At 42.3% G+C, this 13,354-nt stretch carries 11 protein-coding genes, 1 pseudogene and 1 CRISPR repeat array; of the genes and pseudogenes, 7 read left to right on the top strand and 5 right to left on the bottom strand.

Features of this window, described 5'->3' with window-relative positions:
* Window positions 1-20: 20 nt before the first annotated feature.
* Together V7K31_RS19440 and V7K31_RS19435 are read right to left on the bottom strand one after the other, a co-directional pair.
* Window positions 21-953, bottom strand: a complete 933-nt coding sequence (locus V7K31_RS19440; RefSeq protein ID WP_335096217.1) for a CRISPR-associated protein Csx3 — start codon at window positions 951-953, stop codon at window positions 21-23.
* A 44-nt stretch (window positions 954-997) separates the two neighbouring features.
* Window positions 998-1,303, bottom strand: a complete 306-nt coding sequence (locus V7K31_RS19435) for a CRISPR-associated protein Csx3 (protein WP_335096215.1) — start codon at window positions 1,301-1,303, stop codon at window positions 998-1,000.
* 103 nt (window positions 1,304-1,406) lie between these two features.
* Here V7K31_RS19435 and V7K31_RS19430 point away from each other — a divergent pair, with 103 nt between their 5' ends.
* Window positions 1,407-2,804 (top strand): TIGR03985 family CRISPR-associated protein, encoded by a 1,398-nt coding sequence (locus V7K31_RS19430; protein ID WP_335096214.1) that lies wholly within the window; start codon window positions 1,407-1,409, stop codon window positions 2,802-2,804.
* Between the two features lie 149 nt (window positions 2,805-2,953).
* Window positions 2,954-3,959: a CRISPR direct-repeat array (repeat unit 37 nt; unit sequence GTTTCAGTCCCCGTGAGGGGATTTTGTAAGTAGAAAC).
* A 571-nt stretch (window positions 3,960-4,530) separates the two neighbouring features.
* On the opposite strand, the gene V7K31_RS19425 is transcribed toward V7K31_RS19430, so the two are convergent.
* Together V7K31_RS19425 and V7K31_RS19420 are read right to left on the bottom strand one after the other, a co-directional pair.
* A complete protein-coding gene (locus tag V7K31_RS19425) occupies window positions 4,531-5,598 on the bottom strand; it encodes a glycosyltransferase family 4 protein (RefSeq protein WP_335096213.1) in 1,068 nt (355 codons plus the stop codon).
* A 99-nt stretch (window positions 5,599-5,697) separates the two neighbouring features.
* Entirely contained in the window at window positions 5,698-5,832 is a 135-nt protein-coding gene (locus V7K31_RS19420; protein ID WP_335096210.1) for a hypothetical protein, read from the bottom strand.
* A 168-nt stretch (window positions 5,833-6,000) separates the two neighbouring features.
* On the opposite strand from V7K31_RS19420, the gene V7K31_RS19415 reads away from it, so the two are divergent.
* From V7K31_RS19415 to ctpC, 6 genes and pseudogenes are all read left to right on the top strand, one after another.
* The gene (locus V7K31_RS19415) at window positions 6,001-7,329 is read left to right on the top strand and encodes an ABC transporter substrate-binding protein (protein ID WP_335096209.1); all 1,329 of its coding nucleotides are present in this window, start codon (window positions 6,001-6,003) and stop codon (window positions 7,327-7,329) included.
* A complete protein-coding gene (locus V7K31_RS19410) occupies window positions 7,326-8,231 on the top strand; it encodes a S66 peptidase family protein (RefSeq protein WP_335096207.1) in 906 nt (301 codons plus the stop codon). The genes V7K31_RS19415 and V7K31_RS19410 overlap by 4 nt, the downstream gene beginning before the upstream one ends.
* 218 nt (window positions 8,232-8,449) lie before the next feature.
* Window positions 8,450-9,115: pseudogene (locus V7K31_RS19405) on the top strand (extracellular solute-binding protein); the annotation flags it as partial.
* An 834-nt stretch (window positions 9,116-9,949) separates the two neighbouring features.
* On the top strand, window positions 9,950-11,176 hold the full coding sequence (ispG, locus tag V7K31_RS19400) for a (E)-4-hydroxy-3-methylbut-2-enyl-diphosphate synthase (RefSeq protein ID WP_335096206.1): 1,227 nt from the start codon (window positions 9,950-9,952) through the stop codon (window positions 11,174-11,176).
* 55 nt (window positions 11,177-11,231) lie between these two features.
* On the top strand, window positions 11,232-11,369 hold the full coding sequence (locus V7K31_RS19395; protein WP_335096205.1) for a histidine kinase: 138 nt from the start codon (window positions 11,232-11,234) through the stop codon (window positions 11,367-11,369).
* Window positions 11,370-11,460: 91 nt separating this feature from the next.
* Complete coding sequence (gene ctpC / locus V7K31_RS19390) at window positions 11,461-12,744, top strand: carboxyl-terminal processing protease CtpC (RefSeq protein WP_335096202.1); 1,284 nt, start codon at window positions 11,461-11,463, stop codon at window positions 12,742-12,744.
* 149 nt (window positions 12,745-12,893) lie between these two features.
* Here the strand turns inward: ctpC and V7K31_RS19385 are convergent, their stop codons facing one another.
* Window positions 12,894-13,079, bottom strand: a complete 186-nt coding sequence (locus V7K31_RS19385) for a DDE transposase family protein (RefSeq protein WP_335096200.1) — start codon at window positions 13,077-13,079, stop codon at window positions 12,894-12,896.
* Window positions 13,080-13,354: the final 275 nt, after the last annotated feature.

Below are 13,354 nucleotides of genomic sequence, written 5' to 3'. Positions count from 1 at the left end.
TATCCATTTTGACATTTACCTCAAATTAACTCCACTAAAACCCGCGCCAATGCTTGCACCATCGGACGACTAGAGAGATCCTCCCCACGCTGCAACCGATGAACACTTCCTCTAAGAATCGGCGTTTCCCCCGATATCGCATCACTTACACCTTCATAATCACTGTAAATAATTGCAACCACCTGTAAACCCAGAGACTTACACAACTCTTGCCAAGGTGCAATCTCACACTCATCTTTGACCAAAATCACCGCATGAGTCGCTTCGGCCATAATCAAGCGGTTATCGTCAGATATTCTTCCACCCACATCAAATATAAATATTGATGTATTGATAGCTCTGACTTCCTGCGCTTTCAGTTGAGCAAACTCTGGTGTAAATCTAGCTTTATATTCAGCTTTTAAATTTTTCGCCAAATCCAAATCACGCCGTGCAGTTTCCCCATACCAAGAACCATCACCATCTGGACAACCAGAGATGAAATAAGACTCTGGTGCATTGGGAATCTGCAATAACGCCTGTTTTAAACCATCCCGAAAGCAAGTCTTTCCTGTATTGGCAAACCCACACAGCACAACTTTGATACTTGACTGCTGTGGCGTTAGCGAAGCTCGCCGCAGGCATCGCACCACATCCAATGTATCCCCTACTTTATACTTAGGATGTCTGCTAATGGTGACTACATATCTATCCAGCCCTCTCTCGCCAATCTTAGGGTCAAAAAGAGCGATCGCATCATACAACTTAGATAATTTATCAGCTAATACCTGACTAACCAGTACCGATATGCGTCCGTTAATTTTAATCAGGGAACCACCAGGAAGTTCACCTGAAGCAATCATTGCATCCAACTGCGCCACTACATCTCGCACAATCTGGTCGCCTTTAGCAAGTGTTGCAGTAAATCCAACTTTTAAAATGTCGCCTTCCAGACTGATATGATACGTTGTCATAAAATTTTTTACTAGCTACACCCATATCTTTAATCAATCAAATATCAATCTATTAAGTCTCCTAGTTTATACGATGGATTATGTGTAATAGAAATCACATATTTACCTAACTTAGGATCGTAAAATCCTACTGCACCGTAAATATGAGCAAGTTTATGTGCTAGAACAAATGCTACAGGGATAGAAATCGGCCCATTAATTTTGAGTAACTGCCCTCCCGCCAGTTCACCTGATGTTGCCATTTCTTCCAATCGGCCTGCTGCATCACGCACAATCTGGTCATTTTGGGCAGGTTCGCCAAAATTAACACGTAAAATTCCGTCTTTTAGCTCGATTTTGTACGTACTCATGACCTTTAGCTTTATTTGATGGGTACATCATACACGCACCTGGAAGAAGTGTCTTCCAAGATGCTGTATCTTAAAGAAAGTTATTTTTATCGAGATTGGGCTGGTGTCTGAACTAGTTTTTCAAGATATTCCTGATGTAGAACTATTGCAGTGCTTAGGACGCGGATATCTTAAACAAAATCTCTTACGAGCAATTCGTTTGTGGGTATGGTTGCGTTCGTTATACGGCTCCGAAGGAGCATCACTTTACGGTGACAATCAACACCGTCTAATTTTAGATGACTCTTTTTCTTACGCAGACTGGCGAAATGCATTCTTCAGTCCCACACATCCCAAAGGAGAAGAAATTCCCCCCATACATGACTCTCATTGCCCCTGTGCCAAGACCGTAGCCCAATGGTTATTCAGTGAAAATACAGGAATAGTTGCTAGCCACTGGCAAAAATTAATCCTTGCTCACACAGGTCTGAATGAACCTGAACTGAATACTCTATTGCAACGGCGCTTATTTGGCGTAACTCGTCGTTCCCTACAGGCTGACTTGGAAACTCTGGCTAAACTCGGCTGGCTTGTGTATAAATACCAAAAATATTATCGGGTGTGCGAGTTTCCACCACGTCTCATAACTACAAGAGATGAGGGAACTACCGCCAAAGTTGGAGCCTATGAATTGAACTTCATGCATGAAGATTTAGTGGGGTTTGCAGAAAATCACTCCCAAAAAATCAATGGAGTACAACGCTTTTTCTTGAAAGTCGATTATGTTATACCCCGTAGTACCCTTGATGCGGTTGATGATTGGCAAGATCAATTAAGACAACTTTGGGCAAAAACTCCAGTTCCACCTATCAAGCTAACTTACAGTAGTGCAAGGCTTGAGGGTAACGTTGACTGCATCGTTTATCCAGTATGTATCTACTACGTACAGAGGGCAGTTTATCTGTGTGCATACGGCGAAAGTCCTCAAAAAGATACTAACTGGTATAATTTTCGCCTTGATCGGATTCAGAATTTGCTGACTCTAGAGTGGGTAAACTCTAAGTTGCCCTCTAATTTGCAACAGCAATATCAGCAGAAGTCTTTACCCACCCCAGATGATATTGCTCTGTCTATGTCTAAAGCATGGGGATTTGATTTCTACTTGCCTTCTCAACTGATGTTACTGCGATTTGACCGGGAGTTTTGCGATCGCTACGTTAAAGATACTGAACGCCATGACACTTTTGAAGAAATTAGCTACCAGCAAGTACAACGTTTGATTCAACGTGAAATTAAACCACCTCAACAACAGGCTTTACTAAAAGTTCTGGACAACCGTTCACCAAAAGACGCTTACTATCAAGTATTTATCCGATATCAAGATCATAAACAAAGGGATAATAACGTAGTCATGCGTTTACGAGCATGGCAACCAAAAGTCGAAGTCCTCATCCCTTGGGATTTACGACTAAGCTTTGCTGCTGATATCGCCACTCAATTTCAGCTTTATCACAATTCATAATAACTACAGCAGAATTCAGAATTAAGGAGTCAGAATTCAGAAGCAAAACAGGCTTGATGCTCGCCTTTGAGACTTAGGTTGTGTACAACACCCAACTTTAAATCTGCTGTATGAACCCATTTTTGCAATCTGGGAGGATGGCAGTTGTTGTTTCAGTCCCCGTGAGGGGATTTGGTAAGTAGAAACCCTAATTTTTCCTCTAAGAATTTATCATGACACCAGAACAGTTTCAGTCCCCGTGAGGGGATTTGGTAAGTAGAAACTTGTCCGCCACGCCGAGTTGATCTCCAGTATTTCTCGTTTCAGTCCCCGTGAGGGGATTTTGTAAGTAGAAACGTTAACGTCTCCTCAGTACCCATAACTAAGTTTTGTGTTTCAGTCCCCGTGAGGGGATTTTGTAAGTAGAAACGTTTGCATCCTCTCTCTAGTATTTGTCAGTGCCAGTGTTTCAGTCCCCGTGAGGGGATTTTGTAAGTAGAAACTTCTTGCATCTGTTTTAGCTGGATACGCGAACCCTGCTCAGTTTCAGTCCCCGTGAGGGGATTTTGTAAGTAGAAACTTGCGTGAGGCTTTGGAGAGTTTTCAAGAGGATAAGTTTCAGTCCCCGTGAGGGGATTTTGTAAGTAGAAACCTGGCGAATCCGCCCCGAATACCATCGTCCTCAAGGTATTGTTTCAGTCCCCGTGAGGGGATTTTGTAAGTAGAAACATCAACTTATCGGCTATATCAGCAGCATTGATCCAGGTTTCAGTCCCCGTGAGGGGATTTTGTAAGTAGAAACCTTGCTTTTATCTAAAGATTTGACTCAGTATCTGGATGTTTCAGTCCCCGTGAGGGGATTTTGTAAGTAGAAACATCCGTCGCCTGACTGTTCCAAAACAGTACCCATGCCTGTTTCAGTCCCCGTGAGGGGATTTTGTAAGTAGAAACACTTGCATTAGTTAAAACTATTTTCATTGGTGAGGAGAAGTTTCAGTCCCCGTGAGGGGATTTTGTAAGTAGAAACGCCTTCTGCATATTTGCGCCAATTGGGGACGACTTCGGGTTTCAGTCCCCGTGAGGGGATTTTGTAAGTAGAAACATTTAACCATAGAAGAAGATTTGTTGAATTGGTTAAGGTTTCAGTCCCCGTGAGGGGATTTTGTAAGTAGAAACCGCTCGGTGCTGAAACTTAATCAGAGCAAGCTTCCTGGGAGGGTTTTTGGCAGATCGAAAAAAAAGGTCATTTTCAGCCGCTCTTATTGCAACTAATTTGCAACTTCCCTCATGACTGAAATGCTGGAACTATTTACTTGTCAAGGTTCTGGCGATTTTGGCAGATCCCCCACGGTTTTAGCCCCCGCTTCGACTTGCCAAACATCAAGCTGATTCCATAATCATAAGATGTGTATCTATTATTGTCCAGGAGTTTGTGAAGATTTAATCTCCAAGCCGATATTCAAGCTCAATCAAACCCAACAGCTTCTCTTCCAAAGCTGTCAAATAACGACGATTCAGCTTACCGAGCATCTCCAAAAACTTCTGCATTGACTCCTCCAACGCACCCGAATATACTCGACTGATGCGATCGCCAATCTCCGCGGACTAAGAGAAAATCAGGCTTTTATAACCCACGGAAGTGGGTAAAGCCTTGTGTAGACGCGGTTTCTAACCGCCGATTTAACGTTAAGCTGACACCCATGAGCATTGCTGTGCCCTACTATATGTTGCATCCAAACGAGAATTGCTATATTCTGAGAATTTTTTGAAACCACTCTTCGGTGCGATCGCCCATAGCTTCTAAAGAGTATAAAGTTTCTGCTTGCTGGCGACAAGCTTGGCGATCAATTTCATCCAAATGCTTAATTGCTTCCACTAAACCTTGGACACTATCAGGTTCCACCAAAAAACCAGTTTTGCCTTCTTGAACAATTTCTGTTAAACCACCCCGACGATAGGCAATTAAAGGTACTCCACAAGCAAGCGCCTCTATTGCTACATTTCCAAATGCTTCTATCCAACGAGGGGTTACTAAGACTGCTCGACATTGCCCTAACTCCTTTTGTAACTCAACTGTTGGTAAAAATCCGACATATTCTATGGGAGCATCAGGATATTTTTGACAAATCTTTTCCCAGTAAGATACATCCTGTTTTAACCCGAATATTTTCAGTGTGATGCCGGTGATTTCTGCTGCTGCTACTGCATCTTCTAGTCCTTTTTCAGGAGCTATCCTACCTACCCACGCCAAGCTCTGAGTTGGTTTGGGACAAAATTGATAAATAGATAAATCCAAACCATTTAGCAGACAAATACACCGTTGTGCAAATGTAAAAGTTGCTGCCTGTGTTTGACTGTGAACACCAATACTACCGGGAAAAATGATTGCTACTTGTTCAATAATCTCATCCATTGCATCCGTCAAAGAACCCATGCTGATCAAATGTGCGATCGCACAGTTAAAAAATGGTGTTAAATACAATGGCAACCAATCATAAGCAAAATTAACAATCAAATCATAATCTCCTTGGACTTGGCGAGCATAATCCCACATATTCGCTAAAACAGAATTTTTATGCAGCAAAATCGGATCACTACGACTCTGATTTTGCGCTGGTATCTGTATTAGTTCTCCAGGAATTTCTCTAATAGGCAATGAATTGCTGATAGAGCCTTGCGGTGCAACAATTTCTAATTTATGTCCTCGCCGCAGCATCTCTATAGCAATATTAGATAGGGTCAACTCTACTCCGCCTCCCAATCCTGAACCTAAGGCACCCATTGGGGTAGACATAAATAATAATCTCTGGGACATTTTCACCGTTAATGTATTTTTATAAACATCATTTTTTCTACCTAAACAAGCTACTTTTGCTTCTTGCGAATTAAAATCTTTATGTCCTAAGTTTTTTATTTATTCTTGTTCTGCTGCTAACTTTGTCTCTATGGTTTCTGAATCTAAATGTAAAAAATCTTGTAGATGACGTTTGAAGTGAAATGAGTTTTCTAAAAAGCTACTTAAGAAACAATGGGTAGTAGAATTTACCATAAAATTTGTGTGGTCAGGAAATAAACGTATTATATTATAGAATAAATCTATACCAGAGTTATGGATAAAATCAATAATTACAATTTTGTGTATTTACACATCGATGAATTTATTTTTTAATTCAATCAAAACCTTGAACCAAAGTATTGTTTCACCTTAAAAAGTTGTATGAAAAGCACGCTTTTTCAATCTAAAATTCCGAGTTTTTCGCGCCAGTTGACCAATTCTGCTTGGCAGCTTTTGCTGATGGGAATTATTCTGAGTATATTTTTAATATTTTTATATGGTTGTCAAGGGACAGTCCAGAAAAATGACGGAGTAATTCATCTGAGTCTATGGCAATCAATCAATCCCCCTAGTAATCGGGATGTGTTTAACAAACTAGTAGATAAATTTAATCAGACTCATCCTGATGTTCAGGTGGAATCTATTTTCATCGGTCAACCCCAATTGCCAAAAATATTAACAGCAGTTGTGGGCAATGCACCTCCAGATATTCTCTCATTCGATCCTCAATTCACAGGTCAATTTATGGAACTAGGGGCAATTCGACCTTTAGAAGAATGGGTGGATAAATTGCCCTTGAAGTCGGAAATTAGCCCCAACTTATGGGAACAATTAAAATTAGACGGTCATCTTTGGTCAATCCCACTTTACACGAGCAATATAGGCATTTTTTATCGACCTAAACTTTTCCAAGCTGCGGGAATTACGCAAATTCCTCAGACTTGGGAAGAGTTGAGGGAAGTCGCAAAAAAATTAACCATAGACCGGAATGGCGATAATCGACCTGAACAGTACGGAATATTACTGCCTTTAGGAAAGGAAGAATGGACTGTCTTTAGTTGGTTCCCCTTTTTATTGAGCGCTGGGGGAGAAGTTGTGACAAATAACCGCCCGAATTTAACGAATACGGGTGCGATCGCAGCCTTACAATTTTGGCAAGACTTATTAAAAGATGGTTCAGCAACCCTTTCTTCCCCAGAGCGAGGTTATGAAGAAGACGCTTTTATTGCAGGTCGCGTTGCTATGCAGATCACAGGCCCTTGGACTTATATAATGAAGTCCAATGTTGACTTTAACGCATTCCCTATACCTACAAATGTGAAGCCGGCGACGGTGACAGGCACTGGAAATATGTATTTGATGAAGACTACACCAGCCAGAGAGCAAGCTGCACTCAAATTTTTAGAGTATGTCTTGAGTGAAGAATTTCAAACAGAATGGAGTATGGGGACGGGTTTTTTACCAGTTAACCTCAAAACTGCCCCAAGTCAGGCTTACCAGGAATTTATTCAGCAAAAACCTATCTTGAAAGTCTTTATTGATCAAATGTCTGTATCAGGTTCTCGACCAATCATTCCTGGCTATAGTCGTTTGTCTGACAGTTTAGGTCGAGCCATCGAAGCTACCATGTTAGGCGCTTCTCCAGAAACAGCACTCAAACAAGCCCAAGCAAACCTCGATTCAATTTGGGATTCCCTACCATCTAGATGAAATCTAAAATTCTACCAGCACCCCTCAAACCTGGTGACATGCTACGAGTTATTGCGCCCAGTGGTGCTTTACGAGAATTGGAGCCGTTTGCACGGAGTGTGGAAATTTGGCGATCGCACGGCTACCAAGTAGAAATCAGCCCAAAGATAGATGATAAATGGGGATATTTAGCAGGTACAGATGAAGACCGCCGTAACCAGCTAGCAGCAGCATGGCAAGATCCAGATTGTCGCGGTATCCTCTGTGCCAGAGGTGGTTTTGGTAGCACCCGCATCTTAGAAAATTGGCATTGGCAACAAAACTCAGAACTTCCCAAGTGGTTGATTGGCTTTTCTGACATCACCGCCCTTTTGTGGAGCCTTTATAACGTAGGGATTTCCAGCCTTCATGGACCAGTGATGACAACTCTCGCCGATGAGCCAGATTGGTCAATCGAGCGATTGTTCAATTGGGTGGAAGGGCGAGATATCCAACCTCTCAAAGGTTATGGCTGGGGTGGCGGGATTGCTACTGGCATTTTGCTACCAGGAAATCTGACAGTCGCAACTCATCTTTTAAATACACCAATGCAACCAAATTTCGATGGTGTGATTTTGGCACTTGAGGATGTCACAGAACCACCCTACCGTATCGATAGGATGCTGACACAGTGGCGTTTGAGCGGTGCTTTATCTAAAGTCTGCGGTATTGCTTTGGGGGGTTTTACTCGCTGTGAAGCCCCGCCAACTGTGCCTAGCTTTAGTGTAGAAGAAGTACTGCGCGATCGCTTGGGCGATTTAAATATTCCGATTGTCTCTAATCTACCTTTTGGTCATGATAGTCCCAATGCAGCATTACCAGTGGGTGTAGAAGCAACTTTAGATGGGGATGCAGGGATATTAGCGATCGTACACCCCCATTAAATTCAACTCAATCCCATTTACGGTAGCAGCGAGATGTGCTGTAATAAGGGTGAAAAATTTCTCAGAATTTGGTCTGAATCGTCCTGTAGAAAGTCTCTACTACTTGGGGGTCATCAATGTGAAAAGGGTAATCTTGATTAAAGCCTTTAAAGAAATACCAGTTCAGGATAGTTTTACCTTCAGTTGTCAGCGCTTGATGGAACTTTAATAACTGCTGGGTGGGATCTATTTTCGAGCCTGAACCTCAATTACCAAAAATCTTAACATCTGTTGTTGGTAATGTGCCTCCAGATATCCTGTCATTCCATCCTGAATATACAGGTCAATTTGTGGAATTAGGGGCAATTCGACCTTTAGAAGATTGGTTAGACAAATTGCCAATCAAGTCAAACATTAGACCGAACTTATTGGAAGAAATGCAGTTAGGTGGTCATATTTGGTCAGTGCCAATGCACACTAGTAATATTGGAATTTTCTATCGCCCTAAACTTTTTGAAGCTGCGGGGATCACAGAATTACCCAAGACTTGGGATCAATTGAGACAAGTGTCCAACAAATTAACTATAGACCGCAATGGCGATCGCCGCCCTGAACAGTATGGAATATTACTGCCTTTAGGAAAAGGAGGATGGACTGTATTTAGTTGGTTCCCGTTTTTATTTAGTGCTGGGGGAGAAATTGTAACCAATAACCGCCCGAATTTAACGAATAGGGGTGCGATCGCTGCATTACAATTCTGGCAAGACTTGATAAAAGATGGTTCAGTAATGCTTTCCGTCCCAGAACGAGGTTATGAAGAGGACGCTTTTCTTGCAGGTCGTGTTGCGATGCAGATCACAGTACATGCAGCCCACCAAGCATCTGCTGAAGAAATAGGTGTTTGAGTTACCTCGGTCTATAACAAAATCAATGGTATCGAAGCGAGTATTAATGGGGAGTTAGTCACAGAGGTCGCTGGACAAATGGAAGCTACAATTCGGCATCTGAACGCAACAATGCCTGATTTGCTACCAGGTTATCGAGTAAAAATTATTGATGGTAATGCGTAGGCGTAGCCCGCCGCAGGCATCGCAGCTAGTGAACATCGTTTAAAAGAACTGCGCCAAATCAATAGCGCTCCATTACCAGGGCAATCTTTGGGAACATTAATACACCTTGAAAGGGCTACTTAGTTAGGACTTACGCACTGTACAAAAGAATCATGTTGTGTATTTAACGTAAATACGTCGTTTCAGGTTTTTATTAATCATTCTTTGATAGTAAATAGACCCGCGCTGTAGGGGCACAGCAATGCTGTGCCCTTACGACAGATGTGTATTTATTCAAATCATCCATATTTGGTCTTTCCTGTCAATGCGTAAATCCTATTAGTGAGGCTTAACGAAGTTATCGCTCTCATTCAAACTTCGCAACATCGCCAAGCCGTTCATCTAACCACTCATCTGTAAACCAACCACAAGGCAAAACAAAGTATGCAGGAAATTTGGACAAGAATAGAATTCTGGCTCAAAGTTAATGCTCCACAAGTTCTTGATACATTGAACCTTGGAGCATCAGAGAGTCAGATCAAGGCAGATTGCTCTTTATTTCTATGCCTGTCTCATTTTCCATTTTTTTCTACCTAATTGTCCAAAAGAGCCACCACCTGTGGCAATCTGGGAAACAGAGATTTATCAAATCTGATATTTTTAGCTACAGCAAATTTACCTAATCAGGTTATGCAAACTCTGCCCATAGTAGATACTTCAAATACTACATCAGGTCAACCTACCTTTGATACAACTATCAAGCGGCGTAAAACCCGTCCTGTAAAGGTTGGTAATGTCACAATTGGCGGTGTCTACCCCGTTGTAGTGCAGTCAATGATTAACGAAGACACCCTTGATATTGATGGTTCCGTGGCTGGTATTCGTCGTCTGCACGAAATTGGCTGCGAAATTGTCCGTGTCACAGTGCCGAGTATGGCTCATGCTAAAGCATTAGCAGAAATTAAACAAAAATTAATAAAAACTTACCAAGACGTGCCAATTGTGGCTGATGTCCATCACAATGGGCTAAAAATCGCTGTGGAAGTCGCCAAGCACATAGAGAAAGTACGGATTAATCCGGGCTTGTATGTGTTTGAAAAGCCAAACGTCAATCGAACTGAGTATACTAAAACCGAATTTGACGAAATTGGCGAAAAAATCCGCGAAACCCTAGAACCTCTAGTCGTTTCTTTGCGAGATCAAGGTAAATCGATGCGAATTGGGGTAAATCACGGTTCCCTAGCTGAAAGAATGCTATTTACCTACGGTGACACCCCAGAAGGCATGGTGGAATCTGCCATAGAATTCATTCGCATCTGTGAATCTTTGGATTTCCGCAACTTGGTAATTTCCATGAAAGCCTCACGAGTACCAGTGATGCTAGCCGCCTATCGCCTGATAGCCAAGCGCATGGATGACCTTGATATGGATTATCCGCTACATTTGGGCGTTACCGAAGCTGGTGATGGCGAATACGGGCGAATTAAATCCACGGCTGGTATTGCTACCTTACTTGCTGATGGCATTGGCGATACAATTCGCGTCTCACTTACAGAAGCACCAGAAAAAGAAATTCCCGTCTGCTATAGCATTCTCCAAGCTTTGGGATTGCGAAAAACTATGGTGGAATACGTCGCTTGTCCTTCCTGTGGACGCACTTTGTTTAACCTAGAAGAAGTGCTGCACAAAGTTCGGGAAGCCACTAAACACTTAACTGGTCTTGACATAGCAGTTATGGGTTGTATTGTCAATGGACCCGGAGAAATGGCGGATGCTGACTATGGTTATGTTGGCAAAACACCTGGTTACATTTCTTTGTATCGTGGCAGAGAGGAAATTAAAAAAGTCCCAGAAGATAAAGGTGTAGAGGAATTAATTAACCTCATTAAGGCAGATGAACGCTGGGTAGAGCCATAAAGGGGCTAGGGGAGTAGGGAGTAGGGAGTAGGGAGTAGGGAGTAGGGAGTAGGGAGTGGGGGCAGGGGGAGCAGGGGAAGATGAGGGAGACAAGGAGAATGCCCCATGCCCAATGCCCCATGCCCCATGCCCCATGCCCCATGCCCCATTCCCCAGTCCCCAAATTCGCCAGATTGTCAAGTATTTTGTTTAAATTAGGGATACATATTCGGTCTGTACAGTAGTAGCCTGTGTTAGATTGAGCATACTGAAATATATATTTTCCCTCTGACCCAGCTGTCATTATGGTGATTACAAAAAGTAGGCTTGTTTTGGGTGCTACGGCAGTGACACTCTCCACGATCGCTGTTACTAGCCTTGGCATTCACTCACGAGGTCAGGCTTTATTTAAAGCAAGTCCCAAAGAATTGGTAGATGAAGTTTGGCAAGTTATTCAACGCCAATATGTAGACGGTACTTTTAATCAAGTAGATTGGCAGGCTGTTCGTAAGGAGTACTTGAGCAAGTCCTACAGTAATCCACAGGAAGCGTATAAGTCCATTCGGGAAATGCTCAAAAAGCTACAAGATCCATACACCCGGTTTATGGACCCAGAGGAATTTAAGAATATGCAAGTGGACACCTCTGGAGAACTAATAGGTATTGGGATCACGATTAGTCAGGATGAAAAAACGAAGCAACTGGTTGTAATTGCCCCAATCGAAGATACACCAGCCTTTAAAGCTGGTGTTTTGGCGAAAGATGTCATCCTGAAAATCGACGGCAAAGATACTAAGGGGATGGATACCAATCAGGCAGTATCATTGATTAGGGGTGAAGCAGGAACTCAAGTCAGCCTGACAATTGGGCGCGACGGTAAAACAAAAGAGTTTGACATCAAACGGGCGCGAATTGAAATTCATCCAGTTAAGTTTTCCCAGAAGCAAACTCCAGCAGGGAATCTTGGCTACATTCGCTTGAACCAGTTCAGCGCCAATGCTGGTAAAGAAATGCAAACTGCCATCAAAAATTTAGAAAGCAAAAAGGTAGCTGGATATATTCTGGATCTACGTGGTAATCCTGGCGGCTTACTTTTCTCCAGTGTGGAAATTGCCCGGATGTGGATAGATAAAGGTAAGATTGTCTCCACCGTTGAACGCCAAGGAGAGGCAGAAAAGGAAGAGGCAAACGGACGAGCCTTGACAAATAAACCCTTGGTGGTGCTGGTAGATAAAGGTTCAGCCAGTGCAAGTGAAATCCTCTCCGGGGCTTTGCAGGATAATAAGCGTGCTACTTTGGTTGGTACTCAAACCTTTGGTAAGGGACTGGTGCAATCGGTGCGTCCCCTGGAAGATGGTTCAGGATTGGCGGTGACAATCGCTCATTACTATACCCCTAGCGGTAGAGATATCAATCATAAAGGGATTGAGCCAGATGTAAAGGTGGATTTGACCAAAGCGCAGATGGAGGAGTTGTGGCTCCATGAACGTGACAAACTCGCTACTCTAGCAGATCCCCAATTCGCTAAAGCAGTGGAAGTCATAAGTAAACAAATTCCTGCTAAGGGCACGCCTACAGCAGAAAAATGAACAGTTAGGAATAAAGTTAGGAGTGAATAGTCAGGAGTTAGGAATAAAAACCATCATTGTCAATTTCAAACTCTGCCAATTTTGGATTTTAGACTTTTCCTTCAATCCAAAATCCAAAATCTAAAATCCAAAATTGAATGACTCCTAACTTAAACTGGTTGGCATTTTCCTGCCCTAATAAGTCCGACACGCCGAGCGATCGCTTCTTCTTGCGAACTAAAAGGACCCCACTGTTCTATAATCTCTAAATTCCCGTCTCCAACTTGATCGCTGGGGACAATTTTACAATTACCAGCAGAACGCTTGACAATATACCAAGTTTGTGCATTATTCATGCTTGAAATAAAAAATTTTTTTTTACAGTAAGAATTTTACAGCATACAGAAAAGATTTTCGCCCGTATGCCATGCCTACGGTGGGTTGTGCCAACGCGCCGGATATGATTTGGCTATAGACTACACTCATGAATCAATTCCCTAGAGTCATAAATTTGCTATTTGCCCTTGGCTACCCACTGATGAATTTTAATTAAAATATAAAGTGTATTTAAAGAAATAGATGAATTAATAATATATAATTTTTTTATAAAATGGATTTGACGAGTTCCGTG

Origin of the sequence: Nostoc sp. (genome assembly GCF_036917675.1) — a bacterium.
Taxonomy (GTDB): Bacteria; Cyanobacteriota; Cyanobacteriia; order Cyanobacteriales; family Nostocaceae; genus Nostoc.
The sequence above is the reverse complement of the archived record's forward strand: the minus strand, read 5'-3'. Positions and strand labels throughout refer to the sequence as shown.